The organism is Paucibacter soli (genome assembly GCF_037482845.1).
GTDB lineage: Bacteria > Pseudomonadota > Gammaproteobacteria > Burkholderiales > Burkholderiaceae_C > Paucibacter_B > Paucibacter_B soli.
In genome coordinates this window covers 303933-329311 of the sequence record NZ_JBBHJW010000004.1, presented here as the reverse complement: position 1 = coordinate 329311, position 25379 = coordinate 303933, and the positions used below count along the sequence as shown (strand labels likewise).

Here is a 25379-nt window from a genome sequence, read left to right as displayed (position 1 = left end):
GTTCTTCAACGTGCGCCGGCGCGGCGCAGTTCGTCGGCATTGAACTTGTTGGTGTCGATGCGGCCCTCACGGCCGGCCAGCCAGTCGGTCTTGCCGTCCTGCGGCATGTTGTCGGCCATATAGCGGCCCACGTTCAGGTCGTAGGCCACATAGCCCTGGTAGACGCAGGCGGGCAGCTCCCAGGCCACATAGGGGTAGGACTCCTGCACGCGCCAGACCTTGCCTTGCGCGTCGTAGAGATCGGCCGCCACCATCATCCAGCTGTCCTCGTCCAGATAGATCACGCGCCTGGGGAAGGTGTGGCGCTGGCCGGCCTTGACCGTGGCCTCGATCTTCCAGACGCGGTGCGCCTCGTAGCGGATCAGCTCGCGCTTCGGGCTGTCGGGGCCGAACACCTGCTCCAGCTTCTTGCCCTGGTCGTTGAAGCGGAAGCTGTTGTAGGGCACCAGTAACTCCTGCTTGCCGAGCAGCTTCCAGTCGTAGCGATCCAGGCGCCCGCCGAACATCGGGTACTGGTCCACCGCCAGCAGGTTCTCGTAGCCCGGCACCGGGTTGTCGTAGGAGAAGGTCGGCGCGCGGCGCACGCGGCGCTGGCCCGGGAAGTAGAGCCAGGCGTCGTTGTCCTTGTTCAGGAAGTAATGCAGCAGGATCAGCTCGCCGGTGCGCGCCGGCGGCGTCACCACCTCGTTGAGCAGGCGGTACTCGACGCCCTCGCCGTCCGGTATCGGCTTGCCGGCCAGATTGCCGTTGGGGGTGACGGTCCATTGGTCCTGCACCAGGGGCACGAACTTGGCGTCGCCGGGCTGCGAGAACACCGTGGAATAGCGCTCGATGCGGCCCTCGCCCATCCAGCGCAGCTTGTGGTTCCACATCGCCTCGGCGCCATTGGCCGGCAGCGGGAAGGGCACGCCGCCGGTGACGGCCTTTTCCAGATCAAAGCCGTTCGCCGCCAGCCTGGCCTGGCCGGCGTTCTTGCGCGTGTTCTCGTAGACGGCCTCCGGGTAGCCGCAGCTGCGCCGCGTGGGATAGACATCCATGCGGTAGCCCTTGATGGTCTTCAGGAGGGCCAGCTGGCCCTCGCTGAGCCTGTCCTTGTACTTGTCGGCATTGCTGGCGTCGATGCTGAACAGCAGCTTGTCGCCGGCATAGGGGTCGGGTCTTGCCTGGCCGGGTTTCCAGCCGCCCGGCGCCTTGGTGTCGCCGCCGCTCCAGGCCGGAATCGAGCCGTCCTTGTTGCCGGCACGCTCGGCGCCCATGGGCGTGAGTTCCTTGCCCAGCGATTCCGGCCCGGCCACCGCGGCCGCCCCGCCCAACAGCGCCAGCACGGCGCACAAAGTGTTGATTCTCATTGCATCGCTTTCGTTGAAACGGATCACTACGTCAATCAATCAATCGATCTCGACCTGGCGGCCCAGCGCCTGTGCCTTCAGCCTGGCGCGCTCTCCGGCCACGTCCAGCAGCGGCGTCGCGCGGGCCCGCCTCACCTCGGCCGCGCCATAGGGCTGGTGGCCCTCGGGCAGCGAGGCCCTGGCCATGCCGCCCAGCACCCAGTTGGTGACCTCGGCGACCTGTTGATCGCTGAGGCCCGAGCCCATCACCCCGGGCACGCTGACGACGAACTCGCGCCCGCCCTCCAGCCGCAAGAAATTCCCCAGGCGGCGCATGTCCGGCACATTGCCCAGCGCCGAGCCGGCGCCGTCCATGCCGTGGCAGCCGGCGCAATGCACGATGTAGAGGCTGCGCACGCTGCTGGTGACGGCCACCGATTCGGCATTCGCGCGCGGCGGCGCCTGCCGCCCCAGCGTGCCGGCCGTGGCCGAGGCGCACAGGAGCAGGCTCAGGACGATGCGCCACATATCAATTCCCTAACAGCTGGACACGGCGCTGGCGCGTCTGCGGCGGACTGCCGGCGAGCTGGCGCTGCGCCTTGAACTCATCGGCGCCCAGCACCGGCTCTTCCGCGCCCTGCAGGCGCTTCAGATGGTTGGCAACAGCCGCCAGGCTGGCATCGTCGAGCTGTGCGCCGAAGGCCGGCATGCTGCCGACGAAGCGCTGGCCGCCGACCTGGATGGGCCCGGACAGGCCATGCAGCAGCACCGTCGGCAGGTAGGCGCGGTCCGCGCCCAGCCGGGCCCAATGCGCGCCCTTGAGCGGCGGCGCCAGGCCCACCGTGCCCGAGGCATCGGCCTGATGGCAGGTGGCGCAATGCTGGGCGAACAGCGCGGCGCCCTCGGGCCCGCCGCCCTGCGCCAGCGCCGCCTGGGCCGCGACCAGCAGCAACAAGGTCGCCAGCCGGCGCACCATCCGCATCACGCCACCCCCACGATCACCGAGGTGGTGCAATGGAACATCGAGCTGGTATTGGCCATGCACCAGTTGATGTCGTTGTGCACGCCGAGCCGGTAGCCGGGACGCTCACGCTCGTTGTTATTGCACAGGCATTGGCCGCAGGAGCCCTTGCCGCAGCAGTCGTTGTAGGAGACCAGGTAATGGCGCCCGTCCTTGGGATTCAGACAGGTGCCGACCCAGCTGACCTTGGACGCCTCGGTGCCGGGCGGGCATTGGGTCAGGCTGCCGCCGCAGCAGGTGCACAGATGGCCGTCGAAGGCGCAGTAGCGCCAGTACTCGCACTGCGTGGGGTCCTCGCTCTTGTCCGCGGCGGCGCCCGGCTTGCTCGTGCCGGCCGCCTGGGCGCCCATGAACTGGCCGCTGCGGTCAAAGGGCAGCATGGGCAGCACGGCGCCGCCGACCAGGGCCACGCCCAGGCGCGTCAGCAGGCTGCGCCGGCCGTGGTTGTGAGCCACCTGGCGCAGGCGGCGCTCGGTGTGGGTGTCGATCAGATTGAAGAGCCAGCGCATGGGGAAGTGCTCCGTTGACGTATTTGGTTAGGGTCAGGCCGTGGCCGGGCCGCTCAGGAATTGCTGGATATTGGGCGTGCGCATGTCATGCGCGTTGAGCAGGCTGTCGAGCTGCTCGCGGGAATTCACCAGGCCCTTGGCCGCCACCACGCCCTGGGCATCCAGCAGCACCGCATAAGGCAGGCGCGAGACGCGGAAGCTCATGCCCAGCTCGGGCGAGAGCACATAGGGCATGGCTTGCAGCCGCTGCTCGCGCACAAAGCCCAGGTGGTCGGCCTCGCCATCGCTGGCCAGCACCACGCGCAGCGCCTGCTGCTCATCGCGCGCCAGGGCCTTGAGCACGGGAATCAGCTTCTTGCAGACCGGGCAGCTGGGCGCCAGGAAGAACAGCAGCGTCGGCATGGCCTGGGCGCCGCCAATCACCACCGCTTCCGACTGGATGCCGGTGAGCGCAAAGCTCGGCGAGGCGCTGCCCACCGGCGGGCCCGCATCGGTGACCAGGGCGCCCATGGGCGCGACGCGCTCGAACAGCACCCCCACCTGGCGCGACAGCGCCCACAGCATCAGGCCCAGGGCCAGCACGGCCAGCCACAACAGAACAAGGGAAATCGTCAACGCGTCCATGAGGTACTCCCGGCAGGGGTTTGGTGAGTGCGGTGTGCGGCCGTGTGGCGCAGCACCTGGTTGAAGGCGGCGTAGAGCGGCACTGCCAGCAGCACGCTGGCGGCGACCACGGCGAAGTCGCTCAAGTCCATGGCGCGCGCCGACATCGGCATCGCCGCCGGCAGCGCCAGCAGCAGCAAGGCCAGATTGCGTGCCACCAGCAGCCAGCTGATGGGCAGCGGCGCGCCGCCGCAGCCGCAGTCCAGCGAGCGGCGCTGCAGGCGCTGCCAGGCCATCACGGCGGCGTAGGCCAGGAGCAGGCCGGCGGCCAGTGCGGCGCCCGCCGCGCGCCAGGGCGTCAGCAGCATCAACAGCACGGCGGCGAGCAGCTCCAGCGCCGGCAGCAGGCGGGTGGCCGGGCCCAGCAGCGTCTGCGGCACGCCATAGGCCGCCAGGTGCTGCTCGAACAGCGGCAGGTCGGCCAGCTTGGCCAGCGCCGCATGGCCGAACAGCGTCGCCGTCAGTGCGGCGGCAATCCACACGGCCAGCGGATCCAGGGAGGGCAACATGATGATTAGGCTCCCCGGCTCAGTCGTGCGATTCGAGCAGCAGCGAGCTCTCGCCGGCCTGCTTGACGGTGACCAGGGGCTTGCCGAGCCCGCCGGCCCCGCTCCACTGCCAGACCCGCATCGTGCCGGTCTCGCCATCGAGGGCCTGCAGGCGCTGGCCGCTGCGCGAGAAGGTCAGCGAGGCGGTCTGGTGGCCCGGCGCCGTGGCCACGCGCCGGCCGCTGTGCAGGTCGAAGGTCCAGAGCTCCTTGGCCGGGCGCTTGTGCGAGCCCTCGCTGCCCTTGTCGTGCATGCCTATCACCAGAAAGCGGCCGGCCGGATCCACGCTGAAGAGCTGGTAGCCGCCGGGCCGCCAGCCCTGGCGCTGCTGCGGCTGGCTGACCAGGCTGCGGCTGGCCTTGACGACCGCCACCGGCCCGCCCAGGTCCAGCTCGGTCAGCTGGCCCTTGAAGGAGACGAACCAGTAGCGGTCGCCGAGCTGCTCGGCATGGTGGAACCAGGCGTCGGCGTCGGCGTCGAAGAGCTTCTCGCTCGCCTGCCGGTCCACCACCTGGCCGGCCTCGTCCAGGGTCACGGTGGCGACCTTGCCGTCGCCGCACAGCATGGCAAAGCGGCTGGCATGGCTGGCCGCGGGCAGGAGGCCCCAGCAGCCCGGGGTCTGCACCTCGTTGACGGTCTTGCGCAGCTGCAGGTCCACCACGCTGACCGAGGTGGCCGGGGTGGCGTTCTGCACCAGCACAAAGCGGCCATTGGCGGTGGCGCGCACCAGGCCGCGGTAGCTCAGCGCCTGGGCGCGCTTGGGCGGCAGCGCGATCTCGTGCTTGAAGCCCAGGGTGCTGGTGTCGTGCACCTCCAGCACATCGCTGCGCTCGCCGCGCGAGCCGCGGCTCAGGTGCGTGGTGGCCAGGTAGAGCTCATCGCCCTGGGCGCTGAGCGTGAAGTTGCCGACATAGCCGGCCGAGATCATGCCCAGCAGCCGGCCGCTGCGCGGATCCCAGACGCGGATGCGGCCGTCCTGGATATGGTTGATGGCGATGTCGGCGACATAGACGCGCTCGCGCTGCGCGGGTGTCAGCACCGCCACGCCCAGGGTCTCGGCGGGCAGTTCCTCGGGCAAGGCCTGGCTGGCCGCGCCGGCCATCAGCAGCAGCGCCGCCGCGAACACCTGGGCCCCTCGACCCCGCGTTTCCTGTCCTCTTTGCTTCCTGCGCATCATCGTCTGCCCTCTGTCTGCCAAGCCGGCGACATGCCGGACTTGCGTGTTGAGGCAGAGTTTGGAGATGCACGTCTTTGACGGATATCACGTTTCGGCAAGAAACCGCCGGGCCGGGCAAACCCCTAGGAGTCTGGGCAGCAGCAAGCCGGAACCAGCGCGTGGCGGTGGCCCACGTCAGCAACTCCGCGCAATTGCAGCAGCGCGCCCTCAAGGGGCGCGCTCGGGTCAAAAGAGGGTGGCGCGGCTGGCCGCGTTGGCGGCTTAGCTCTTGCCGAACTTGGCCTTGGCCGCGCTGATGCAGCCGGCCTTGGCATCACCGGCCATGGCCTCGCACTTCTCGGCCGCGACCTTGTAGTCGGCGTCGCGCTTTTCATCCATCGCGTCGACCTTGGCGGCGACGATGCGCTTGCTCAGCTTGGCATCGGCCAGGGCCTTGGTCTCGACCGCCTTGGCTTCCTTGCGGCAGACATCGCGAGCATTGCCGGCCTGGTCGTCGCAGCGCTCCTTGGCCACCGCGTAGCCGGCTTCGGCGCGCGCCACCTCGAGCTTGGTCCAGTCGTCCTGCTTGCCGCTGTAGTTGTATTGCAGCTCATGCTTGGCGATCTTTTCCTTCGCCTTGGCCTGCTCGACGCAGACGTCCTTGGCATTGCCGGCCTGGCTGGCGCAGGCCGCCTTGTCGATCTTGTAGTCGGCGCTGATCTTGTCCTTGGCGCTGCCGTATGCGAGCTTGCTGATGGTGTTGGCCTGCGCCATCGGCGCGAGCAGCAGGGTGGTGGCCAGGGCCAGGGAGGTCTTGAGCATGCTGAAGTTGGTCATGGTGTTCCTAGTTTGAAAGCGGGGGCTCAGGCGCGCGGCTCGCCCTGGCGGTTGACACTGATGGTCGCGCCCGGAGGCGAGGTCATCTGCACACGGTAGTCGCGGCCACGGAATTCATAGCTGACGTCCCAGTACTCGGGGCGCGGGTCGCCGGCCACGTTCTCGCAGCGCTGCACGTTCTGCGTGGTCACCGGGCGGCCATCGCGGTCGCGGCCGATGTTGGCGCCCAGCGCCCCACCGGCGACCGCACCGCCCACGGTGGCGATGTCCCTGCCGGTGCCACCGCCGATCTGGTGGCCGAGGATGCCGCCTATCACCGCACCCGCCAGCGCGGCGGGCACATTCGCCTCGCGACGCTCCTGCGGGATCTGCTCGCGCTCGGTCCAGCAGCGCCGCTCGGGCGTGCCAACCACCGCGCGCACCGAGGTGACGGTGGCGTCGTAGAGGCGCTCGCCGCCACGGCGGCGATAGTCCTGCTGCACCAGCGGAGCCGGCGCGTAGCGGTCTTCCTCGATGCGGGCGTCGCGGTCCACGATGCGCACCGAGGAGATGCGATCGTTCAGCCCCATGGCCTCCAGCGAGGCATAACGGCCTTGGCGCAAGACCACGCAGCGTCCGTCGAAGCGCCGGTCTTCACAGACCTCCCAACGGCCGCGCTGCACCACCACCGAAGAGGCACGGTCGTTGAAACCATAGCGCTCCAGGTTGCGGATCTGCTGGGCGGTTTCGAAGCTGCGGCCCTGAAAGGCCTCACGTTCGTAGAAAGTGACCTGGGCCCCCGCCTGCGCGGCCAGCGTCAGCCCGGCCAGCAAGGCAGTCAATCGAAGCATCTTGTTCATGGTTCCCTCCAGGGGAGATCAGCGGCAGTGCGCCACGATCTGAAGTGTGCAAGTCGCGGTGCGCCGCGCCCAGCGGTCAAGGCCGGCATGTGCTGTAGTCGCCGTCCTACAGCCGGCCCTACGCAGCACCCATTGGCAAGGCCTGGCCCCAACGCGCACACTCCCGCTTGATGGTCACCCTGCGCACCTATCTTGTCGAAGACAGCCCGTTGCTACGCGAGAGCCTGAGTGCGACTCTCGAGGAACTGGTGCCACTGCAAATGGTGGCCGCCGCCGACGACGAGCCCAGCGCCCTGCACTGGCTGGCCCATCACGGTCGCGAGGTGGATCTGGTGATACTGGACATCTTCCTCAAGCAAGGCTCGGGCCTGGGCGTGCTGCGCGCCACCCAGAGCCCACCACCGCCCTACAAGCTGGTGGTGCTGAGCAACTACGCCACGCCCGAGGTGCGCCGCAGCTGCCTGGCCCTGGGTGCCGCCCAGGTGTTCGACAAGTCGAACGACATCGAGGCCCTGGTGCACTACTGCCAACAGCTGGGCCAGCAGCTCAACGGATCAAGCCATGCTTGAGCGCGTAGTAGGTCAGGTCGCTGTTGCTGGCCAGACGCATCTTCTCCATCACTCGGGTGCGGTAGGTGCTGATGGTCTTCACGCTCAGCGACATGCCCTCGGCCACATGACCCACCGTCTCGCCCTGCGCCAGGCGCAGGAACACCTGCAGTTCGCGCTCGGATAGCTGCAGATGCGCGGGCTGGTCGGCATGCTTGTCGCCCAGTTCCTCGGCCAGTTGCTCGGCCACCCCGGCCGAGATGTACTTGCGGCCGCGACACAGCGCGCGTATCGCCTTGACGATCTCCCCGGGATCGCAGTCCTTGCCCAGATAGCCGCTGGCCCCCTGGCGCAGCAGCGTGGTGGCGTATTGCGACTCGGCAAAGCCGCTCAATATCAGCACCGGCAGCTCCGGCGCGCGCGCCTTGATGGCCACCAGCGTGTCCACCCCGCTCTGTTCGGGCATGCCGATGTCCAGCAGCATCACATCCAGCCCGCCCTCGCGCAGCAGCGCCATCGCCTCGCGGCCACTGGCGGCCTCGCCCACCACCAGGAAGTCGGCCTGCTCTGCAAAATACTGGCGCAAGCCGGCGCGAACCAGCGCATGATCGTCGACGATGGCAATGCGTATCACGATGTCTCCTTTGCACGCGCGGCGGGCGCGCACCGGATGAAGTTCTTCATCAAGCTGCTGCGGCGGCAAGCAATTGTGTGCCTGTTGGCAGGCCTGGCCTCGCTGTGTCTGCTGCTGGCGCCCTGGGCCTGGCTGCAGGTGATCGCACTGGCCCTGCTGGTGCTGCTGCTGACCCAGAGCCTGGCCCAGCAGCAGGCCGCGCACGACACCCTGCACCTGATGGTGGCCGAGCGCACCGCCGAGCTGATCGATCTGGCGCAGCACCTGCAATGGGCGCGCGAAGACGAACGCCAGCGCCTGGCGCGCGACCTGCACGACGAGCTGGGCGCGCTGCTCACATCCGCCAAGCTGGATGCCGCGCGCATCCGCTCGCGCCTGGGCGGCTCGGCACCCGAGGCGAGCGAGCGGCTTGCGCATCTGGTGCAGTCGCTCGACGAGGTGATCGCGCTGACACGCCGCATCGTCGAGGACCTGCGCCCCTCGGCGCTGGGCAATCTGGGCCTGCCCGCCACGCTGGAGATTCTGGCGCGGGAATTTGGCGAACGTTCGAACGTCACGGTGCATTGCAGCGTTGCACCGGTGCGCCTGAGCCCACGCGCCGAGCTGGCGGTGTACCGGCTGGTGCAGGAGGCCATCAACAACATCAGCAAGTACGCGGCGGCACGCCAGGTCTGGATCACGCTGGCCAACCAGGGCACGCAGGTGCAGGTCTCGGTGCGCGACGACGGCCGCGGCTTCGACAGCGCCAACCCGGGCGGCGCCTCGCGCGGCCTGCTGGGCATGCGCTACCGCGTGGAAGCCGAGCAGGGGCGCTTGAGCATCCGCTCGGCACCCGGCCAGGGCACGCTGATCGAGCTGAGCCTGCCGCAGCTGGCACAGACCTAGCCACCCGCTTGAGTGTCGTGAAAGGCATGCCCCAGCCGCGCGCGCTTGGCGGTGTACATCGCCATGTCGGCACTCTTGAGCAGGGATTCGGCGCAGGCGCCGTCGAAGGGGAATACCGCAATGCCGATGCTGGGCTGGATCTGCAGGCTCAGGGCACCCACCGTCATCGGTGCGGACACCGCCTGGTAGAGCTTGTTGGCCAGCAGCAGCAGGGGTCGCGGGTCGGCGTCGGTGGCGCGCAGGCAGGCGAACTCGTCGCCACCGATGCGGCTCACCATATCGCTGGCCCGCACCGCACGCCGCAGCCGCGCCGCCGCGATCTTCAGCACCTCGTCGCCGACGGCATGGCCATGCTCGTCGTTGACCTGCTTGAAGTTGTCCAGGTCCAGATACAACACCGCCACAGCGGGCTGCTCGGGTCGCGCCTCCTGGATCGCCTGGGCCAGACGCTGACCGAAGTAGCGCCGGTTGGGCAGGTCGGTAAGGCCGTCGTGCAAGGCCTGGTAGCGCGCGCGGCGCGCGCCGTCGCGGCTGCCAGCCAGGTCGGCGCGCGCCTGCGCCAGATAGACCTGGGTGTCGAACAGGGCCAGCTCCAGCTGCCGGCGGCGGCGCAGCTCGTGGGTCATGCCCTCCTGCAGCTGCGCCAGTGCATCGGCGCATTCAAGCAGCGGCTCGGCCTCGGGCTCCTGCGCCAGCTCGCGCAGCCGCCCGCCCACCGCCCCCAACAAGACCGGCAGGTCGGCAGGCGCCAGACCGTTGTGTGCGGCCTGCGGCGGGTCCTGCGCCTCAGCCGTCGACGCCGGGTCCGACCGGCTCGCCGCAACCAGGCTGCCGCGCTGCGGCACGCCCGATGAATCGGGGTTGATCATCCGGGAACTCCCTTTGGTGGATACCGTCATGGCAGGGTATGCGCCAGCTTTGTAGCGAAGCCCGGCAAGCAGGTCCGTGCGGCAACGCACATAGGCATCTTGGGCCAGCCTCTCATGACGCCAGCTCCATGGGCCGATCGGCCGTGTATTCGAAGACGATGCGCGGGTCGGCCTGCAGCTGGCGTGGCTTCTTGCCGGCATAGGGCACAGCCGACAGCACGTCGCGCAGCAAATTCAGGCGCGCCAGCATCTTGTCATCGGCGCGGATGATGCGCCAGGGAGCGACCACGCTGTGGCTACGCATCAGCATCTCGTCGCGCGCCCGGCCGTAGGCCTTCCAATGCTTGAGCGCCACCCCGTCCACGGCGCTGACCTTCCATTGCTTGAGCGGGTCAAGCGCGCGATCGGCCAGGCGGCGGCGCTGCTCGGCCTTGCTGATGTCGAGGTAGTACTTGAGCAGGCGCACGCCCGAGTTCACCAGCAGTTCCTCGAAGCGCGGCACGCTCTGCATAAAGGTCTCGTGCTCGGCCTCGCTGCAAAAACCCAGCACACGCTCCACGCCGGCGCGGTTGTACCAGCTGCGGTTGAACAACACCAGCTCCGACGCGCAGGGCAGCTGGGCCACATAACGCTGGAAATACCAGGCATCGCGCTCGCGGTCCGAGGGTTTTCCCAGCGCCACCACGCGCGTCTCGCGCGGGCTGAGGTACTCGACGAAACGCTTGATGCTGCCATCCTTGCCGGCCGCATCTCGCCCCTCCAGTATCACCAGCACGCGCTCGCCGCGGCGTATCACGCTGCGCTGCAGCTTCACCAACTCGACCTGCAGCAGGTGAAGCTCGGCTTCGTAGTCGTCGCGGCTGATGTTGGAGGCTTGCGGCGCCGTCGGCGCTTCGCTGGTGCGCCGCTTGCTGCTCCTATTCTTCTTGCCCATGGCACAGACGACCGACCTAGAGGCGGCCCGTCACGAACAGCACGACAACCACCAGCAGGATCACGCCCACCACACCGCTGGGGAAGTAGCCCCAGCTCCGGCTGTGCGGCCAGGTAGGCACGGCGCCCACCAGCATCAGCAGCAACAGGATCAATAGAACGACACCGAGGCTCATGGCATTCTCCTCAACGATTGGGCGCAGAGGCCGGCGGCATCACGATCACGGTGGTGCCATCGCCGCTCTTGCCGGTGCGGCCGGTTTGGCCGGTTTGGCCGGTCTGACCGGTCTGGCCCGCCTCGCCCTGGCTGCCGGTGTTGCCGGTACTGCCGGTACTTCCCGTGCTGCCCGTGCTGCCGGTGTTGCCGGTGTTACCGGTGTTGCCCTGGTAGCCCTGGCTGCCCTGGCTGCCTGCCGGTCCGGGCGGGCCTGGTACGGCCACCTGCACCACCGGTGCGGCCGGCACGGCCACGACGGTGGGTCGCTCGCAGGCCGTCAATGCGGTGCAGAGCAGGAGCACGGCGCCGAACAAGGCCCGTTGCTGGGGCGGCGAAAATTGGCGGTAGGTCATGGTGATTCCTTGATTGGGGTGTAGCGAGTAGGCGCGCAGAAATCTGGCCCGTCAGTGCGCTGACGCACAGATTGCGCGGTGCCGTTGCGCGATAGTCGGCAACATGACGATCCAGCATGCCGATCCCCACAGGCCGCACGCCTACCGTTGCCCAAGCTGTAACGGTCAGCTCTGGCGCGAGCCACGGCATCCCATTGACTTCGTCATCAGCGCCTTCAGACCCATGTGGCGCTTCCGCTGCCGCTTCATCGCCTGCCAATGGGAGGGGCGGCTGCCGGTGCTGCCGGAGGATCGGGAGCATGAGCCCGATTTCGACCGGCACGGCCTGCTGTGACGCCGCGGCTCAGCGGCAGGATCGGGCCGGTGGCGATGGCCGCCAGCAGGTAGTCGCCCAACCGCCCATACCCAGTGTTAGCCGCGCACCGGCGCATCGCGATGATGGCCGCGCCAGTGCTGCGCCTGGCAATGGCGTTCACGGTACTGCGGCGGCAGTCGTTGGCATGCGGCGCCCGAGGTCGCCGCTGGCGGGCCCGCTGGGTTCTTGTCCTACACGCCGGCGCCGCACCGTCCGATGCCTACGCCGTGGCGCGCGGGCGATGCTGCAGGCATCCGTCAACCACCAAGGATTGTCCATGTCCACCAAGACCACGCCCGCCAGCCTGCAACCCGCGCTGGCCGCCACCCTGGCGCCGTTGGAAAAGCTCACCAAGCTGACCCAGGCCAACCTGGAACTGCTGACGCGCTTTTCACATTCGGACGAGATCAGCAACCCCGGCCAGCTGCCCAATCTGCTGCACTCCAAGGCCTTCAACGAGCTCAGCCAGGGCATCATCAAGAACTACAGCGAGTTCATCAGCGAGCTTGGCAAGGACGGCATGGCCGCCCTGAGCAAGGCACAGCCATGAGCGCGCTCCACCCCTTGAAGGCCCTCAATGCGCTGCGCCTGCGGCGCAAGGCCGCACGCGCTGCGCGCGCGGCCCAAGCGCAGGCACCCGCCGCCGACCAGGCCTACCTGATGCTGGAACCCGGCAGCTACCAGGTGCAGCGCAGCGGCGCAGACCGCCATGGCGCCATCAAGCCCAAGCGCTGAGGCCAGTCTTGCCAGCGCCGGCGCGCTTGGCCTGCGCCTGGCCGGCAGTTGGACCAGCCTGTGCCTGGCCGGCATTGCCGCCAGGCTGGATGCCGTGCCAGCCAGACCGGGCACCGAGCTGGACGCCAGCGGCATCGAGGCCATGGACACCGCGGGCGCCTGGCTGCTGCAGAAGCTGACGCGCCGGCTCAACGCCCCGCTACTGCGGCTGCGGCCCGAGTTCGCGCCACTGCTGGCCGCGGTGGCCAAGGAGCTGGACGAGCGCTCTCCTGCCTCCATGGCTGCGGCCGCGCCCGGCGCTGGCTGGCTGGCCCAACTTGGCCTGCTGAGCCAGCAAGCCCTGCTGCAAGGCGCTGCCCTGCTCGCCTTTGTGGGCGAGACCGCGGCGGTGCTGGCCCAGGGTCTGCGCCACCCGCAGCGCCTGCGCTGGCGGCCGGTGCTCTTCAATATCCGCACGGCCGGCTGGGACGCCCTGCCCATCGTCGGCCTGCTGTCGTTTCTGCTCGGTGTGGTGGTGGCCTACCAGGGCGCCGACCAGCTGCGCCGCTATGGCGCCAACATCTTCGTGGTCGACCTGGTGGGCGTCTCGATGCTGCGCGAGTTCGCGCCGCTGATCACCGCCATCATCATCGCCGGCCGCTCGGGCTCGGCCTACGCGGCCCAGATCGGCACCATGTCCGTCACCGAAGAGATCGACGCCATGCGCACCCTCGGCATCGTGCCGCTGGAGCAACTGGTGCTGCCCAAGCTGCTGGCGCTGATGCTGTCCCTGCCGCTGCTGACGGTGTTTGCCGACGCCATGGGCCTGCTGGGCGGCATGCTGATGGCACGCGCCCAGCTGGGCGTGGGCTACGCGGAGTTCGCGGATCGCCTGGCCAAGGCGGTGGGCATGTCCACCTACCTGGTGGGCCTGGCCAAGGCACCGGTGTTCGCCGTGGTGATCGTGATGGTGGGCTGCTACCAGGGCTTTCGCACCCGCGGCGGCGCCGACAGCGTGGGCCGCCAGACCACCCGCAGCGTGGTGCAGGCGATCTTCATCGTGATCGTGGTGGACGCGCTGTTCTCCATCATCTTCAGCGCCCTGGAGCTTTGAGATGAGCCCCGAACTGGTGATCGAATTCAAGGACGTCAGCACCCGTTTCGGCGCGCATGTCGTGCACCAGGGCTTGGACCTGAGCGTGCGCCGCGCCGAGGTGTTTGCGCTGGTGGGCGGCAGCGGCTCGGGCAAGTCCACGCTGCTGCGCGAGATGATCCTGCTGCAGCGGCCCGACAGCGGCAGCATCCGCGTGCTGGGCGTGGAGCTGGGCCGGAGCAGCGCGGCCGATGCACTGGCCCTGCGCCGGCGCTGGGGCGTGATGTTCCAGCATGGCGGCCTGTTCGGCGCGCTCACGGTGCGCGAGAACATCGGCCTGGCCTTGCGCGAGCACACCACCCTGGACGAGACGCTCATCGAAGAGCTGGCGGCCTGGAAGCTCAGCCTCGCCGGCCTCAGGCCCGAGGTCGGCGAGCAATACCCAGCCGAGCTGAGCGGCGGCATGCTCAAGCGCGCCTCGCTGGCGCGCGCGCTCGCGCTCGACCCCGAGCTGCTGTTCCTGGACGAGCCCACCGCCGGCCTGGACCCGCTTGCCGCCGCCGGCGTCGACACGCTGCTGCGCCGCCTGCGCACGCTGCTGGGCCTGACCATCGTGATGGTCACGCATGACCTCGACCTGCTCTGGCAGGTGGCCGACCGCGTCGCCGTGCTCGCCGATGGTCGCGTGCAGGGCGTGGGCTCGATGGCCGAGCTGTCCGCCATGGACCACCCCGCCATCAAGCCCTATTTCGACGGTGCCCGGGCACGCAGCGCCGCCATGGCGGCGACCCAACAGGCGGGGAGCTCATCATCGAAACCAAGCTGAACTACACCCTGGTGGGCGCCTTCGTGCTGCTGCTCGGCGGTCTGCTGATCGCCGGCCTGCTGTGGCTGGCCGCGGGCGGCGCGATGCGCAAGCATTACGCGCTCTACGCCGCCATCGAGGACGAGTCGGTGGCGGGGTTGAACCTCAACGCCCCGGTCAAGCTCAATGGCGTGGATGTGGGCATGGTGCGCGAGATCCGCCTCGACCCCGCCAACCCACAGCGCGTGCGCCTGCTGTTCGCGATCGAGATCGGCACCCCCATCAAGCAGGACACCACCGCGGTGCTCAAGACCCAGGGCCTCACCGGCATCGCCTATGTCGAGCTGAGCGGCGGCACGCAGGCCTCGCCGGTACTGCTGGCGCCGGAGCCGGGTCGGTATCCGCAGATCCGCACCAAGCCCTCGCTGAGCGCCAGGCTGGAAAACGTGCTCACCGAGGTGCTGGCCAAGCTGGACCGCACCTCCAGCAATGTCGACGCCATCCTCAGCGACGCAAACCGCCAGGCCTTCAGCAGCAGCCTGGCCGACATCGCCAGCATCACCCACACATTGGCGGCGCGTGGACCCAGCATCGACGCCGGCCTGGCGGATGCGGCGCGCACCCTGGCCAACAGCGCGCACGCGAGCACCCAATTCGGCCCCTTGATGGAGCAGGCGGGCCGCAGCGCCATGGCCGTGGAAGCGATGGGCCAGGCCGCCACGCTGGCCAGCCAGCAGGCCGGCAAGACCGTGCAGGCGGTGGGCGCCGACCTGCGGCGTTTCAGCGCCGAGGCCCTGCCCGAGCTGCAAAGCCTGATGCTGGAACTGCAGCGCCTGAGCGTCTCGCTGCAGCGCCTCTCCGCACAGACCGAACGCAACCCGAGCGGCCTGCTGCTCGGCCGCAGCCCGGTGCCGCCCGGGCCCGGAGAAACCGGAGCCAGCACCAAATGACAAGCCACCCATGCGCCACTGCCACGCTGCTCGCGCTGGCACTCGCCTGCGGCGCCTGCGCCTCGCTGCTGCCTCAGGCGCCAGCGCTGCCGGCCAGCTACAGCCTGGATGCCGGGCCGACCCCGGCCCCTGCCCAGGCGGCGGCCTCAGCCCCCGGCCTGATCGTCAACACGCCGCGCGCCAGCGCCGGGCTCGACAGCCGCCACATGCTCTACCAGCGCGAGCCGTACCGCCTGGCCTACTACGCCCACAGCGAGTGGCTGGAGCCACCGGCGCAACTGCTCGCACCGCTGCTGCTGAGCGCCTTGCAGGGCAGCGCGGTGCTGGGCCCGGTGGCGCCCAGCGCGAGCGCCACCGCAGCCGGCCTGCGCCTGGACACCGAGCTGCTGACATTGCAGCAGGAATTCGAAGGCGGGGGCAGCCTGCTGCGCCTGGCGCTGCGCGCGCGCCTGATCGACAACCTGACGCGCCGCGTGCTCGCCAGCCGCGACTTCAGCACCGCGGAGCCCGCCAGCCCGGCCAATGCCCAGGGCGGCGCGGCGGCCGCCAACCGCGCGCTGCAGCGCGTGCTCGGCGAGCTGCGCGAGTTCTGCATCGGCACGGTGCATAGCGCCGACCTGGGCCGGCCATGAGGCTACCCAGTCAACACCGTGGCCGCTGGGCCCTGGCCGCGGGGCTGCTGTTGCTGGCCGGCGGCCTGACGCTGGGCGAGGTACTGGGCTGGCCCTGGCTGGCGGCGCCGCTGGAGCGCCTGCTCAGCAACCGGCTTGGCCAGCCCGTCACGATCGAGCGCCGTGGCTTCGAACTGGGTCTGCTTGGCGGGGTGTCACTGCGCAGCGCCGAAATGCGCGTGGCCGCGCCGGCATGGAGTGCCGCGCCACAACTGCTGCTGGCGCAGGACATCTGGGTGCGGCTCGGCTACCTCGACCTGCTGCGCACCCAGTTCGGCCAGCCGCTGCGCGTGCAGCGCTGGCAGGCGCGCCGGCTCGACGCCCATATCGAGCGCCTGGCCGACGGCCGCGCCTCCTGGCAGTTCGGCGTTCAGGCGCCCGAGGGTCAGTCCTTGCCGGTGCTGCTGCCCGAGCTCGGCGAGGTGGAGGTCAGCCAGGCCAGCATGCTGTACCACGATGCACTCGGCGGCCTGCATCTGCAGGCACGTTGGTCGCTGCAGGAAGACCTGGCCCATCCCGAGGAGCGCTTCAAGCTGGAGGCCAACGGCCAGTTCCACGAGCTGCCCCTGCAGCTCACGCTCAGCGCGGCCGGCCTGCTGCCCTGGCTGGGCGACGGCGAAGGCGCGCTGGCGGTGCCGGTCAAATTGCAGGCCACGGTGGGCCGCGCCCGGTTCGGCTTCGAGGGCACGGCCACCGATGTACGCCATCTCGGCGCGCTGGATGGCCGCTTCCGGCTCGACGGCCCCTCGCTGGCGGCGGTGGGCGACCCGCTGGGCGTGACCCTGCCCAGCACCGCGGCCTTTCGCAGCGAAGGCGCCATGCGCAAGCAGGGCCAGACCTGGCGCGTCGTGCTCGACGATTTCCGGGTCGGTGCGAGTCGGCTGCGCGGCGTCTTCAACTACGACGCCGGCCGCAGCCAGCCGCTGCTGACCGGCCAGCTGATCGGCCGGCGCTTGCTGCTGGCCGATCTGGGGCCGGCGCTGGGCAGCACCAGCGCGGTGGCCGCCAGCGATGCCCCCGCCAGCGCACCCACCCTGCTGGTGGCACCGCGGCGCGGCCCCGGCCATGTGCTCCCGGCCCGCCCCTTCGACCTCGCGGCCCTGCGCCGCATGGACGCCGAAGTCAGCGTGGACATTGCCGAGCTGGACCTGGGCAGCCGCTATCTGGATGCGCTGCGGCCGCTGCAGGCCCTGCTGAGCCTGCAGTCCGGCATGCTGCGCCTGCATGCGCTGAATGCGCGTCTCGCGCAGGGCCGACTGAGCGGTGCGCTGCAGCTGGATGGCCGCGGCGAGCAGGCGCTGTGGAGCGCCGACTTGAACTGGCAGGACGTGCGGCTGGAACGCTGGGTGCGCCAGGAGCGCAGCCTCGCCAAGGCACCTCCCTGGCTGAGCGGTCAACTGCGCGGCCAGGCCCAGCTGCATGGCCAGGGCCGCTCCACCGCGGAGATCCTCGCCAGCCTGCAGGGCCGCGTACGCAGCGAGCTGCTGGAGGGCACGGTCTCGCACCTCGCGATCGAGGCCGCCGGCCTCGACCTGGCCCAGGGCCTGGGCGTGGCGCTGAAGGGCGACGACGCCCTGACCCTGCCCTGCGCGGTGGCCGACCTGCAGGCCAAGGCCGGCGTACTGAGTCCGCGCGTGTTGGTAATGGACACCCGGGACTCCACCGTCTGGGTGGACGGCACGCTCTCACTGCGCCAGGAAGCCCTGGACCTGCGCGTGCTGGTCAGCCCCAAGGACTTCAGCCCGCTGACGCTGCGCGCGCCCCTGCGCGTGCAGGGCCAGTTGGCCGCACCCACGCTGACGGTGGACAAGGGGCCCATCGCGGCCAAGCTCGCCGGCTCACTGCTGCTGGGGCTGATCAATCCACTCGCTGCGCTGCTGCCGCTGATCGACTTGGGCGACGGCCCGGGCGCACGTCACGCGGCGCAGGCCTGCGAGGCCGCCAGCAGGCAGATTGGGAGCTAGTCGCGCTCGTTGCGGCGCATCTCGCGCAGCATGAAGAGGTACAGCCCCTCCACCTTCTCGCGTGCCCAGGGGGTCTTGCGCAGGAGCTTCAGGCTGGAGGCGACGCTGGGCTCGTGCGTGAAACAGCGCAGCGGGATGCGCTCGCCCAGGCCGGCCCAGCCATAGTGATCGGCCAGCGCGGTGACGATGCGCTCCAGCGTCATGCCGTGCAGGGGGTCGCGGGAGGCGGGAGGGTGCTTCTGTTCGCTGGGCATGGCGCGATTGTCGCCGCAGCGGCGTCAGGCGAATGCCGGGTGCCGCCGGGCGGCACGGAACTGCCGGTTTGCAAAGGCCCAGACCATGCGCGACGCATCTGGGCCCAGGGCATCGCCAAAGTCCTGGCTGGCCGCTCCGCCGCTCCAGGCATGGCCCAGCAGCGCAATCTCCACCAATGTGGCCGCCAGGTGGCCGTGGCGGCGGAACTCGATCAGCTCGCCGGCATGCCGCTGGCCGCGCTGCAGGCGCCGCACCGGGCCCGCCACCGCGCCCGCGGCGTCGGCCCAGAGTTCAGCCGCGGCACGCCCATTGCTGGCCACCACCACCCGGTCGCGCCCGCCTTGCAGCACCAGCAGCGGTGGCCAGTCCGAGGGCGAGGCCGGCAGCACGGGCCGCGAGGCACTGTGGCCGCGCATCGCCGCCAGCGCCGTCAGCGTGGAATGCGCCGCGCCTGGGGCGACCCCGGAGTGCATCGCCAGCGCCCGAAAGCGCTCGGGGTGGCGGCTCACCAGCAATGCGGCCATGCTGGCACCGGCCGACAAGCCGGCCACGGCCACGCAGCACGCCTCGATCGGATGCCGGGCCAGCACCTGGTCGAGTGCCTGCATGATGAGCGCAAGCTCGCCGTCGGCACGGCCGCTGCGGGTGGCAAACCAGTTCCAGCAGGCCTGCGCATTGGCGCGCCTGTCCTGCTCGGGGTAGAGCACGAAACAGCGCTCGCGCGCCGCCAGCTGGTTCATGCGCGTGCTAAGGGCAAAGGCCTCGGCGCTCTGGCCGCAGCCATGCAGCATCACCAGCAGGGGCAGGCGCTCGCCGGGCTGCAGCTGCGGCGGCTGGTACAGCCAGTAGCGGCGTGAACCGCCGGCCGCCAGCGCCCGCCCCGGCAGCCAGCGCCCGGCGCCGGCGGCCTTGCTGGCATTCGAGGGCTGCGCAGCCTTCGGCGCATGCTTGCGCTGCGGCTCGCGCATGGCCTGGCGCACCACGCGCGCCTGCATGGCCATGCTGCGACGCAACAGCTTGGCCCAGCCACCACTCTGGGGCCAGGTCTTGCGCCTCACCGGTGTCCACCCAGCCGCTCATACTCCGAGATCACCTGAGCCCCCAGCAGCAGCAGCGTGGCGCCCAGTTCCAGGCTCAGCAGCACCGCGATCGCGGTGGTGAGCGAGCCGTACACGGTGCCGATCTGCGAGAGCGTGCCGAAGTACCAGACCAGGGCGTGGCGGGTCAGCTCCCAAAGCAGCGCCGCCACCAGCGCACCCAGCAGGGCGGCGCCCCAGGAGGGACGGCCCAGCGGCATGACGAGGTAGATCGAGGCCAGCATCAGTACCTCGCCCGCCAGGCCCAGCAGGTACAGCAGCAGGCCCGACACCCCCACCAGCGACCAGCTGCGCCCCAGCAGTTCGATGCTTTGCTGGCCCAGCGCCTGCAGGCTGCCCGCCACCAGCGTCACCAGCAGCAGGCCCGCGGCGAGGCTGCAGATATAGGCATAGGGGATCAACACCGAGACCAGCGCATGACGGCGGCGCCGCACCAGGCGGTGATGGAAGATCACCGACATGGCGCTCTCCAGCACCGTGAAGGCGAGCGAGCTGAAGAACAGCATGCTGGCCAGCAGCACCCAGCCCAGTACATCGCGGTGAGCCAGAAAGCGCGCCAGCTCGGCCACCATGGCGCTTGATTGCCCAGGCACCAGCCACTCCAGATAGCGGCCCGCGGTGGCCAGCAACTCGCCCTGCTCCACCACATGCGAGAGCACGATCACCGCCAGGATCAGCAGCGGCACGATCGACAGCAGCGCGTAATAGGCCACCGCACCGGCCAGCAGCAGGCCCTGGTTGGCGCGAAAGGCCTTGAGCGTGCGCAGCGCAAACGCGGCCGGGTGGCGCAACACCCAGAGCACCGGGCGGCCGCGCTGCGCCAATAAGTCAGGGAACGGTGCCATTCAGCCGATTTTCGCCCAGCCAGGCCAGAGACCAGCGTCAGACAAGGCCTCGATCGCCTGTGGGCGTTGGCCGCAAACCGGCTGCCGGCGCGGCACGCGACCTCGGCGCGGGGTAACCTCGGCCATGGACCCTGTTGAACTCAACCCCGCCTCGCCCGCCATCGATGTGCGCAGCCTTTCCCTGGGCCTGCTGGCCCTGCTGGCCAGCCTGTTCGCGCTGCACTGGGCCAAGGACCTGCTGGTGCCGGTGCTGCTGGGCCTGGCCTTCAGCTATGCCCTCAGCCCGGTGGTGAATGCGCTGGAACGCCTGCACCTGCCGCGCGTGCTGGGGGCGGCGCTGCTGATCGCCAGCATCACCGGCGGGCTGGGCTGGTCGGTCTATGCGCTCAGCGACGACGCCTATGCGCTGATCGAGTCGCTGCCCGCGGCAACGCAAAAGGTGCACGACGCGGTGCGCGCACGCGGCCCACAGGCCGAGAGCGCGCTGCAAAAGGTGCAGAAGGCCGCCACCGAGCTGGAACAGGCCGCGCAGGAGGGCAGCACACCGGCGGTGACGGTGCGCGGCGTGACGCGCGTGCGCATCGAGCGCTCGCAGTTCGACCTCAAGGACTATGTCTGGAGCGGCAGCCTCGGTGCGCTGGCTGCGCTGGCACAGGCGGTGGTGGTGGTCTTCATCACCTTCTTCCTGCTCGCCTCTGGCAACAGCTTCCGGCGCAAGATGGTCAGGATCGCCGGCCCCAGCTTTGCACAGAAGCGCATCACCGTGCAGGCGCTGGACGAGATCACCGAGCAGATCCAGCGCTACCTGCTGGTGCAGCTGTGCACCAGCGTGCTGGTGGGCCTGGTGATCTGGGGCGCCTTCAGTGCGCTGGGCCTGGAGCATGCGGCGGTTTGGGGCGCGGCGGCCTTTGTGCTGGACTTCATACCCTATCTGGGCGCCAGCGTGCTCACCGCCGGCTCGGCCTTCTTCGCCTTCGTACAGTTCGGCAACCTGGAGCTGCCGCTGCTGGTGGGCGGCACCGCGCTGCTGGTGCATACCCTCTCGGGCAATTTGCTGACGCCCTGGCTGAGCAGCCGCGCCAACCGCATGAATGCGGTGGCGATCTTCATCGGCGTGCTGGCCTTCGGCTGGCTGTGGGGTCCCTGGGGCCTGCTGCTGGGCGTGCCCATCCTCACCACGGTGAAGGCGGTGTGCGACCGCGTCGAACACCTCAGGCCCATCGGCGAGCTGCTCGGCGACTGAGGCGCGCGCCGCGTCGGTAACACCAAGTGACGATGTTGCCGGGGCGCCGTACTGCAGCGCACAGACGCGCGGGCTGCCCGGGCACAGCATGGGCCATTCAACGCGAGGTCGATATGAACCATTCAATGTTGCGATTCGGTGCCTGTGTGCTTGCGGCCGGCCTGGCCGGGCTGAGCCCGCTCGCCGCTCTGGCGGGCGACGGCACGCCGCTGGCGCGCTACCAGCAGGAGCGCGCCGCCTGCCTGGCCGGAAAGACCAACCAGGACCGTCCCACCTGCCTGCGCGAGGCCGGCGCGGCCTATGCCGAAGCGCAGCGCGGCGGACTGGAGGGCGACGAGGAAAGCTGGCGCCGCAATGCCGTGCGACGTTGCGAGGTTCTGCAAGGCGACGAGCGCTTTGACTGCCTGGCGCGCATGCGGGGCCAGGGCCAGGTGTCCGGCAGCGCCGCCGGTGGCGGCATCTACCGCGAGCTGGTCACGGTGGTGCCTGCCGTCGCCCCGCCCGCCACCACCAGATAGGCCCATGCCGCTGCCTGGTGTTCAGCTGCAGTCGCGATAAACCGCGCAGTCGCTGGCATAACAGCTGCAGGCCGCGGCCTCCAGGCCGGCGCGGTCCAGCACCTGCAACTCGCCGCGGTGGTAGTGGATCAGGCCCTGGCCCTGCAGCAGGCCCGCGGCCACGGTGATGCCCACGCGCCGCACGCCCAGCATATAGGCGAGGAATTCATGCGTGACGTGGAAGCTGTCGAGGCCGGCACGGTCCTGGCTCATCAGCAGCCAGCGCGCCAGCCGCGGCCCGATCTGATGAAAGCGCAGGCAGCCGGCCGCACTGGCCGATTGCGCCATGCGCACATAGAGGTAATGCCGCAGGCTTTGGCGCAGCGCCGGGGCGAGCGCCAACTCGCGGCAGAACACCGCACCGGTCATGCGCCAGGCAAGGCCTGCGCCCTGCACCAGGGCGCGCAGCGGCGCGCGCTGCACGCCCAGCGTGAGCTGCAGGCCAAGCATGCCCTCGCGGCCAATCATGCCCACCTCCAGGCCATGCTGGTCGATCTGCGCCACCAGCGAGATGAAGCCGCTGCGCGGGAAGTAGACATGCCGGGTGGCCTCGCCGGACTCGCACAGCACCTCCGACAAGTGCAGCGGCACCGCTTCGCCGGCGGCCAGCAGGCGCTGGCGCTCCGGGCGCGGCAGGGCTTGAATCAGCAGGTTCTCGGCCAGGCTCACGGGCGTTCTCCCAAGTTGGCCCGAGTCTGCGGTCGCGGCAGCGCGCCGACCGTCTGCCAGCGCACAGAGCACTTCGGTGGCACGCGGTGGCGTTCAGAGCGCGAGCCGGTCCGGCAGCAGGCGTTCGTACTCCTTGCGCACCACCGCATAGCATTCGCAGCTGCGCGCCTCCAGACCGGCGCGGTCCAGCACCGAGATATGGCCGCGCGCATAACGGATCAGGCCGGCTGCCTGCAGCTTGAGCGCGCTCTCGGTCACGCCCTCGCGGCGCACGCCCAGCATGTTGGCGATCAATTCCTGGGTCATCACCAGCTCGCTGCCGCTCAGGCGGTCCAGGCTCAGCAACAGCCAGCGGCACAGCTGCTGGTCCAGGCTGTGGTGGCGGTTGCACACCGCCGTCTGCGCCATCTGGGTGATGAGGGCCTGGGTGTAGCGCAGGAACAGATGCATCACCGGCCCGGCGCGGTCGAACTCCTCCTTCATGGCCGAGGCACGCAGCCGGTAGCCGCTGCCGGCGCTCTGCACCACCGCACGGCTGGGCGTGGAGCCGCCGCCCATGAAGAGCGAGATTCCGACGATGCCCTCGCGCCCGACCACGGCGATCTCGGCCGAGGCGCCGTTCTCCATCACATAAAGCAGGGAGACGATCGCCGTGCTGGGGAAGTAGACATGGGCGAGCGTGCGGCCCGATTCGTACAGCACCTGGCCCAGCGGCAAGTCCACCGGCTCCAGTTGTTCTTGCCAGCGCAACCACTCGGGCTCGGGCAGGCAATCCAGCAACTGGTTGCCGCGACTCTTGGGCGGGATGTTCATCTTGGCGTTCCGGAAAATGGCAGGGGGCTGCCGGTGGTGGCGACAGCAGCTGAACTATAGGCAGTCCCGGTCCGGCCATATGTTCGCTAGCGCACAGACTCTGGCCCTGCCCGGGCCTAGGGTGGCCCATGACCCTGCTCTATCCCGTCCTCAGCAAGACCGCCTACCGCCTGGATTTCGCGCTCTTCGGCCTGGCTTGTGCCCTGCTGGCCGGGCTGCTGCTGCGCCTGGCCTGGCGGTCCGGCTGGATGCAGATCCTGCTGGGCCTGGCCTGCATCGCGGCCGGCGCGCTGCTGTGGAGTCTGATCGAATACGCCGTGCACCGTTTCGTCTTCCACGGCATGCAACCCTTCAAGCGCTGGCACGCGGCGCACCACCAGCAGCCGGGGGCGCTGATCGGCATGCCCACGGTGCTGAGCGTGCCACTGTTCGCGGGCCTGGTGTTCCTGCCCGCCTGGGCCCTGCTGGGACTGTGGCCCGCAGCGGCCCTGATGCTGGGCGTGCTGGGCGCCTATGTCGCCTATGGCGTGGTGCACCACCTCAGCCACCACGGCAACCGCCTGCCGCCCTGGCTGCTGCAGCGTCGCGACTGGCATGCGCTGCACCATCGCGGTGCCCATGCCGGGCGCTACGGCGTCAGCACCTCGCTCTGGGACCGAGCCTTCGGCAGCTGCTGAGCAGCGCTGTTGCGCGGCCGCCCGCTGGTACGCCAGCGCACAGACCGGCGCCGCGCCAGGCCCTACAAGGGAGCTTGTCCCGCAAAACCGCGGCATCCACGCCAACACGAAAGTTCCAATGAAAAATCAACACCCCATGAGTCTTCTGGCGCTTGCCAGCCTAGGCGCCCTGCTGGCCTCCGGCCCCGCCCTCGCGCAGGAACAGGGCAGCTATGTCGGCCTGGGTGTCGGCCAGTCCAGCGCCAAGTTGAACGACGCCGCCATGGCCAGCAGCGTGCTGGGCAGCGGCTTCGGCATCAGCGCCCTGGAACGCGACCGCCGCGACACCGGCTACAAGCTGTTCGGCGGCTGGCAGTTCAATCGTTACCTGGCGCTGGAAGCGGGCTACTTCCGTCTCGGCGAATTCAGCTCCGTGGCCAGCACCGTGCCCAGCGGCGGTCTGAACACCCATATCAAGATGCAAGGCGTTAACCTCGACCTGGTGGCCACCCTGCCGATCACCGACAGCCTGTCGGCGCTCGGCCGCGTCGGCGGCACCTATGCGCGCAACCGGGCCGAGTTCGTCGGCAGCGGCGCGGCCTCAGGCATCAATCACGAGCAGCGCGCACGCGGCAGCAACGCCAAGTACGGCGCCGGCCTGCAGTACGCCTTCTCGCCCAGCTTCCTGGTGCGCGGCGAGGTCGAGCGCTATCGCATGAACGACACCACCGGCGGCCATGGCAATGTGGACCTGGTATCGGTGAGCCTGGTGTTCCCGCTCGGCCGTAGCAGCAACTACAGCGCACCGCGCGCCGCCGCGCCGCAGCCCGTCTATGTGGCACAGGCACCCGCGCCGGCCCCGGCGCCAGCGCCCGTGCTGGCACCCGCACCGATGGTGATGGCGCCGATGGCGCCGCCGCCGCCGCCCCCGCCGGCGGTCAAGCGCGTCAGCTTCACGGCCGAATCGCTGTTCGGTTTCGATCGCTCGACGGTGCGCCCCGAAGGCCAGGCGGCGCTGGACAACTTCAGCCGTGAGCTGACCGGCAGCAGCTACCAGGTCATCAATGTCGAGGGTCACACCGACCGCCTGGGCACCGAGGCCTATAACCAGCATCTCTCCGAGCAGCGCGCCGAGGCGGTGAAGCGCTATCTGGTCGACGGCGGCAAGCTAGATGGCAGCAAGATCGCCGCGGTGGGCAAGGGCGAATCGCAACCGCTCACCAAGCCGGAAGACTGCAAGGGCAACAAGCAGAGCGCAGCGCTGATCGCCTGCCTGCAGCCGGACCGCCGCGTCGAGATCGAAGTGGTCGGTACGCGCTGATCTCATTCCCCCAGCCTGTACCCAATGACGG

The 25379-nt window shown here is 69.6% G+C and carries 33 protein-coding genes; 14 read left to right on the top strand and 19 right to left on the bottom strand.

The window, feature by feature from the left end; genetic code table 11:
* Positions 1–5 precede the first annotated feature (5 nt).
* From WG898_RS11365 to WG898_RS11325, 9 genes are all read right to left on the bottom strand, one after another.
* Complete coding sequence (locus WG898_RS11365) at positions 6–1349, bottom strand: DUF1329 domain-containing protein (RefSeq protein ID WP_339602904.1); 1344 nt, start codon at positions 1347–1349, stop codon at positions 6–8.
* Between the two features lie 39 nt (positions 1350–1388).
* A complete protein-coding gene (locus WG898_RS11360) occupies positions 1389–1856 on the bottom strand; it encodes a c-type cytochrome (protein ID WP_339602903.1) in 468 nt (155 codons plus the stop codon).
* Position 1857: 1 nt separating this feature from the next.
* Complete coding sequence (locus WG898_RS11355; RefSeq protein WP_339602902.1) at positions 1858–2310, bottom strand: c-type cytochrome; 453 nt, start codon at positions 2308–2310, stop codon at positions 1858–1860.
* A complete protein-coding gene (locus WG898_RS11350) occupies positions 2310–2858 on the bottom strand; it encodes a methylamine dehydrogenase light chain (RefSeq protein WP_339602901.1) in 549 nt (182 codons plus the stop codon). The genes WG898_RS11355 and WG898_RS11350 overlap by 1 nt, the downstream gene beginning before the upstream one ends.
* Before the next feature lie 33 nt (positions 2859–2891).
* Complete coding sequence (gene mauD / locus WG898_RS11345; RefSeq protein ID WP_339602900.1) at positions 2892–3482, bottom strand: methylamine dehydrogenase accessory protein MauD; 591 nt, start codon at positions 3480–3482, stop codon at positions 2892–2894.
* Entirely contained in the window at positions 3470–4030 is a 561-nt protein-coding gene (locus tag WG898_RS11340; protein ID WP_339602899.1) for a MauE/DoxX family redox-associated membrane protein, read from the bottom strand. Before WG898_RS11340 ends, mauD begins: the two co-directional genes overlap by 13 nt.
* A gap of 19 nt (positions 4031–4049) precedes the next feature.
* Positions 4050–5246, bottom strand: a complete 1197-nt coding sequence (locus WG898_RS11335; protein ID WP_339602898.1) for an amine dehydrogenase large subunit — start codon at positions 5244–5246, stop codon at positions 4050–4052.
* Between the two features lie 261 nt (positions 5247–5507).
* The gene (locus WG898_RS11330) at positions 5508–6062 is read right to left on the bottom strand and encodes a hypothetical protein (protein ID WP_339602897.1); all 555 of its coding nucleotides are present in this window, start codon (positions 6060–6062) and stop codon (positions 5508–5510) included.
* 26 nt (positions 6063–6088) lie between these two features.
* Positions 6089–6901, bottom strand: a complete 813-nt coding sequence (locus tag WG898_RS11325) for a beta/gamma crystallin-related protein (protein ID WP_339602896.1) — start codon at positions 6899–6901, stop codon at positions 6089–6091.
* Positions 6902–7071: 170 nt separating this feature from the next.
* On the opposite strand from WG898_RS11325, the gene WG898_RS11320 reads away from it, so the two are divergent.
* Entirely contained in the window at positions 7072–7470 is a 399-nt protein-coding gene (locus WG898_RS11320; protein WP_339602895.1) for a response regulator, read from the top strand.
* Here the strand turns inward: WG898_RS11320 and WG898_RS11315 are convergent.
* Entirely contained in the window at positions 7448–8083 is a 636-nt protein-coding gene (locus WG898_RS11315; RefSeq protein ID WP_339602894.1) for a response regulator, read from the bottom strand. The genes WG898_RS11320 and WG898_RS11315 overlap by 23 nt on opposite strands.
* Here WG898_RS11315 and WG898_RS11310 point away from each other — a divergent pair.
* Entirely contained in the window at positions 8054–8968 is a 915-nt protein-coding gene (locus WG898_RS11310; protein WP_339602893.1) for a sensor histidine kinase, read from the top strand. The genes WG898_RS11315 and WG898_RS11310 overlap by 30 nt on opposite strands.
* Here WG898_RS11310 and WG898_RS11305 read toward each other — a convergent pair.
* The 4 genes from WG898_RS11305 to WG898_RS11290 form a co-directional block, all read right to left on the bottom strand.
* Positions 8965–9837 (bottom strand): diguanylate cyclase domain-containing protein, encoded by an 873-nt coding sequence (locus tag WG898_RS11305; RefSeq protein ID WP_339602892.1) that lies wholly within the window; start codon positions 9835–9837, stop codon positions 8965–8967. The two genes, WG898_RS11310 and WG898_RS11305, sit on opposite strands and share 4 nt — an antisense overlap.
* Positions 9838–9949: 112 nt before the next feature.
* Entirely contained in the window at positions 9950–10771 is an 822-nt protein-coding gene (gene ppk2, locus WG898_RS11300; RefSeq protein ID WP_339602891.1) for a polyphosphate kinase 2, read from the bottom strand.
* Positions 10772–10787: 16 nt separating this feature from the next.
* Positions 10788–10946, bottom strand: coding sequence for a DUF3309 family protein (locus tag WG898_RS11295; RefSeq protein ID WP_339602890.1), 159 nt, complete (start codon positions 10944–10946; stop codon positions 10788–10790).
* A 10-nt stretch (positions 10947–10956) separates the two neighbouring features.
* Positions 10957–11340 carry a collagen-like protein gene (locus WG898_RS11290; RefSeq protein WP_339602889.1) on the bottom strand — a complete coding sequence of 128 codons (384 nt, stop codon included), beginning with the start codon at positions 11338–11340 and terminating at the stop codon, positions 10957–10959.
* A gap of 103 nt (positions 11341–11443) precedes the next feature.
* Between WG898_RS11290 and WG898_RS11285 the strand changes: the two genes are divergently transcribed.
* From WG898_RS11285 to WG898_RS11250, 8 genes are all read left to right on the top strand, one after another.
* A complete protein-coding gene (locus WG898_RS11285; protein ID WP_339602888.1) occupies positions 11444–11674 on the top strand; it encodes a hypothetical protein in 231 nt (76 codons plus the stop codon).
* A 298-nt stretch (positions 11675–11972) separates the two neighbouring features.
* Positions 11973–12245 carry a hypothetical protein gene (locus tag WG898_RS11280; protein WP_339602887.1) on the top strand — a complete coding sequence of 91 codons (273 nt, stop codon included), beginning with the start codon at positions 11973–11975 and terminating at the stop codon, positions 12243–12245.
* Positions 12242–12430 (top strand): hypothetical protein, encoded by a 189-nt coding sequence (locus tag WG898_RS11275; RefSeq protein WP_339602886.1) that lies wholly within the window; start codon positions 12242–12244, stop codon positions 12428–12430. The genes WG898_RS11280 and WG898_RS11275 overlap by 4 nt, the downstream gene beginning before the upstream one ends.
* Positions 12405–13523, top strand: a complete 1119-nt coding sequence (locus WG898_RS11270; protein WP_339602885.1) for an MlaE family ABC transporter permease — start codon at positions 12405–12407, stop codon at positions 13521–13523. The genes WG898_RS11275 and WG898_RS11270 overlap by 26 nt, the downstream gene beginning before the upstream one ends.
* Position 13524: 1 nt before the next feature.
* A complete protein-coding gene (locus WG898_RS11265; RefSeq protein ID WP_339602884.1) occupies positions 13525–14328 on the top strand; it encodes an ABC transporter ATP-binding protein in 804 nt (267 codons plus the stop codon).
* A gap of 11 nt (positions 14329–14339) precedes the next feature.
* Complete coding sequence (locus tag WG898_RS11260; RefSeq protein ID WP_339602883.1) at positions 14340–15257, top strand: MlaD family protein; 918 nt, start codon at positions 14340–14342, stop codon at positions 15255–15257.
* A complete protein-coding gene (locus WG898_RS11255) occupies positions 15254–15889 on the top strand; it encodes an ABC-type transport auxiliary lipoprotein family protein (RefSeq protein WP_339602882.1) in 636 nt (211 codons plus the stop codon). The genes WG898_RS11260 and WG898_RS11255 overlap by 4 nt, the downstream gene beginning before the upstream one ends.
* On the top strand, positions 15886–17892 hold the full coding sequence (locus WG898_RS11250) for an AsmA family protein (protein ID WP_339602881.1): 2007 nt from the start codon (positions 15886–15888) through the stop codon (positions 17890–17892). The genes WG898_RS11255 and WG898_RS11250 overlap by 4 nt, the downstream gene beginning before the upstream one ends.
* Here the strand turns inward: WG898_RS11250 and WG898_RS11245 are convergent.
* Genes WG898_RS11245 through WG898_RS11235 form a run of 3 tightly spaced genes read right to left on the bottom strand, consistent with a single transcriptional unit; the run spans position 17889 to position 20089 of the window.
* Positions 17889–18146, bottom strand: a complete 258-nt coding sequence (locus WG898_RS11245) for a VF530 family protein (RefSeq protein ID WP_339602880.1) — start codon at positions 18144–18146, stop codon at positions 17889–17891. The genes WG898_RS11250 and WG898_RS11245 overlap by 4 nt on opposite strands.
* A 24-nt stretch (positions 18147–18170) precedes the next feature.
* Positions 18171–19205 (bottom strand): extracellular catalytic domain type 1 short-chain-length polyhydroxyalkanoate depolymerase, encoded by a 1035-nt coding sequence (locus WG898_RS11240; protein ID WP_339602879.1) that lies wholly within the window; start codon positions 19203–19205, stop codon positions 18171–18173.
* A complete protein-coding gene (locus WG898_RS11235; protein ID WP_339602878.1) occupies positions 19202–20089 on the bottom strand; it encodes a YihY/virulence factor BrkB family protein in 888 nt (295 codons plus the stop codon). The genes WG898_RS11240 and WG898_RS11235 overlap by 4 nt, the downstream gene beginning before the upstream one ends.
* Positions 20090–20213: 124 nt before the next feature.
* On the opposite strand from WG898_RS11235, the gene WG898_RS11230 reads away from it, so the two are divergent.
* Together WG898_RS11230 and WG898_RS11225 are read left to right on the top strand one after the other, a co-directional pair.
* Positions 20214–21332, top strand: a complete 1119-nt coding sequence (locus WG898_RS11230) for an AI-2E family transporter (protein ID WP_339602877.1) — start codon at positions 20214–20216, stop codon at positions 21330–21332.
* A 125-nt stretch (positions 21333–21457) separates the two neighbouring features.
* Positions 21458–21850, top strand: coding sequence for a hypothetical protein (locus WG898_RS11225; RefSeq protein WP_339602876.1), 393 nt, complete (start codon positions 21458–21460; stop codon positions 21848–21850).
* Positions 21851–21871: 21 nt separating this feature from the next.
* Here the strand turns inward: WG898_RS11225 and WG898_RS11220 are convergent, their stop codons facing one another.
* Together WG898_RS11220 and WG898_RS11215 are read right to left on the bottom strand one after the other, a co-directional pair.
* Complete coding sequence (locus WG898_RS11220; protein ID WP_339602875.1) at positions 21872–22558, bottom strand: Crp/Fnr family transcriptional regulator; 687 nt, start codon at positions 22556–22558, stop codon at positions 21872–21874.
* A gap of 93 nt (positions 22559–22651) precedes the next feature.
* Positions 22652–23371 (bottom strand): Crp/Fnr family transcriptional regulator, encoded by a 720-nt coding sequence (locus WG898_RS11215; protein WP_339602874.1) that lies wholly within the window; start codon positions 23369–23371, stop codon positions 22652–22654.
* A gap of 128 nt (positions 23372–23499) precedes the next feature.
* On the opposite strand from WG898_RS11215, the gene WG898_RS11210 reads away from it, so the two are divergent.
* Complete coding sequence (locus WG898_RS11210) at positions 23500–24048, top strand: sterol desaturase family protein (protein WP_339602873.1); 549 nt, start codon at positions 23500–23502, stop codon at positions 24046–24048.
* Positions 24049–24184: 136 nt separating this feature from the next.
* Entirely contained in the window at positions 24185–25348 is a 1164-nt protein-coding gene (locus WG898_RS11205) for an OmpA family protein (protein WP_339602872.1), read from the top strand.
* The last annotated feature ends 31 nt before the right edge of the window (positions 25349–25379 follow it).

What these genes read in the sequence shown, in the direction of transcription:
- WG898_RS11365 (WP_339602904.1), bottom strand. Translation starts at nt 1,349, where the DNA reads ATGAGAATCAACACTTTGTGCGCCGTGCTGGCGCTGTTGGGCGGGGCG.
- WG898_RS11360 (WP_339602903.1), bottom strand. Translation starts at nt 1,856, where the DNA reads ATGTGGCGCATCGTCCTGAGCCTGCTCCTGTGCGCCTCGGCCACGGCC.
- WG898_RS11355 (WP_339602902.1), bottom strand. Translation starts at nt 2,310, where the DNA reads ATGCGGATGGTGCGCCGGCTGGCGACCTTGTTGCTGCTGGTCGCGGCC.
- WG898_RS11350 (WP_339602901.1), bottom strand. Translation starts at nt 2,858, where the DNA reads ATGCGCTGGCTCTTCAATCTGATCGACACCCACACCGAGCGCCGCCTG.
- mauD (WP_339602900.1), bottom strand. Translation starts at nt 3,482, where the DNA reads ATGGACGCGTTGACGATTTCCCTTGTTCTGTTGTGGCTGGCCGTGCTG.
- WG898_RS11340 (WP_339602899.1), bottom strand. Translation starts at nt 4,030, where the DNA reads ATGTTGCCCTCCCTGGATCCGCTGGCCGTGTGGATTGCCGCCGCACTG.
- WG898_RS11335 (WP_339602898.1), bottom strand. Translation starts at nt 5,246, where the DNA reads ATGATGCGCAGGAAGCAAAGAGGACAGGAAACGCGGGGTCGAGGGGCC.
- WG898_RS11330 (WP_339602897.1), bottom strand. Translation starts at nt 6,062, where the DNA reads ATGACCAACTTCAGCATGCTCAAGACCTCCCTGGCCCTGGCCACCACC.
- WG898_RS11325 (WP_339602896.1), bottom strand. Translation starts at nt 6,901, where the DNA reads ATGAACAAGATGCTTCGATTGACTGCCTTGCTGGCCGGGCTGACGCTG.
- WG898_RS11320 (WP_339602895.1), top strand. Translation starts at nt 7,072, where the DNA reads ATGGTCACCCTGCGCACCTATCTTGTCGAAGACAGCCCGTTGCTACGC.
- WG898_RS11310 (WP_339602893.1), top strand. Translation starts at nt 8,054, where the DNA reads ATGATCGTCGACGATGGCAATGCGTATCACGATGTCTCCTTTGCACGC.
- WG898_RS11305 (WP_339602892.1), bottom strand. Translation starts at nt 9,837, where the DNA reads ATGATCAACCCCGATTCATCGGGCGTGCCGCAGCGCGGCAGCCTGGTT.
- ppk2 (WP_339602891.1), bottom strand. Translation starts at nt 10,771, where the DNA reads ATGGGCAAGAAGAATAGGAGCAGCAAGCGGCGCACCAGCGAAGCGCCG.
- WG898_RS11295 (WP_339602890.1), bottom strand. Translation starts at nt 10,946, where the DNA reads ATGAGCCTCGGTGTCGTTCTATTGATCCTGTTGCTGCTGATGCTGGTG.
- WG898_RS11290 (WP_339602889.1), bottom strand. Translation starts at nt 11,340, where the DNA reads ATGACCTACCGCCAATTTTCGCCGCCCCAGCAACGGGCCTTGTTCGGC.
- WG898_RS11285 (WP_339602888.1), top strand. Translation starts at nt 11,444, where the DNA reads ATGACGATCCAGCATGCCGATCCCCACAGGCCGCACGCCTACCGTTGC.
- WG898_RS11280 (WP_339602887.1), top strand. Translation starts at nt 11,973, where the DNA reads ATGTCCACCAAGACCACGCCCGCCAGCCTGCAACCCGCGCTGGCCGCC.
- WG898_RS11275 (WP_339602886.1), top strand. Translation starts at nt 12,242, where the DNA reads ATGAGCGCGCTCCACCCCTTGAAGGCCCTCAATGCGCTGCGCCTGCGG.
- WG898_RS11270 (WP_339602885.1), top strand. Translation starts at nt 12,405, where the DNA reads ATGGCGCCATCAAGCCCAAGCGCTGAGGCCAGTCTTGCCAGCGCCGGC.
- WG898_RS11265 (WP_339602884.1), top strand. Translation starts at nt 13,525, where the DNA reads ATGAGCCCCGAACTGGTGATCGAATTCAAGGACGTCAGCACCCGTTTC.
- WG898_RS11255 (WP_339602882.1), top strand. Translation starts at nt 15,254, where the DNA reads ATGACAAGCCACCCATGCGCCACTGCCACGCTGCTCGCGCTGGCACTC.
- WG898_RS11250 (WP_339602881.1), top strand. Translation starts at nt 15,886, where the DNA reads ATGAGGCTACCCAGTCAACACCGTGGCCGCTGGGCCCTGGCCGCGGGG.
- WG898_RS11245 (WP_339602880.1), bottom strand. Translation starts at nt 18,146, where the DNA reads ATGCCCAGCGAACAGAAGCACCCTCCCGCCTCCCGCGACCCCCTGCAC.
- WG898_RS11235 (WP_339602878.1), bottom strand. Translation starts at nt 20,089, where the DNA reads ATGGCACCGTTCCCTGACTTATTGGCGCAGCGCGGCCGCCCGGTGCTC.
- WG898_RS11230 (WP_339602877.1), top strand. Translation starts at nt 20,214, where the DNA reads ATGGACCCTGTTGAACTCAACCCCGCCTCGCCCGCCATCGATGTGCGC.
- WG898_RS11225 (WP_339602876.1), top strand. Translation starts at nt 21,458, where the DNA reads ATGTTGCGATTCGGTGCCTGTGTGCTTGCGGCCGGCCTGGCCGGGCTG.
- WG898_RS11215 (WP_339602874.1), bottom strand. Translation starts at nt 23,371, where the DNA reads ATGAACATCCCGCCCAAGAGTCGCGGCAACCAGTTGCTGGATTGCCTG.
- WG898_RS11210 (WP_339602873.1), top strand. Translation starts at nt 23,500, where the DNA reads ATGACCCTGCTCTATCCCGTCCTCAGCAAGACCGCCTACCGCCTGGAT.
- WG898_RS11205 (WP_339602872.1), top strand. Translation starts at nt 24,185, where the DNA reads ATGAGTCTTCTGGCGCTTGCCAGCCTAGGCGCCCTGCTGGCCTCCGGC.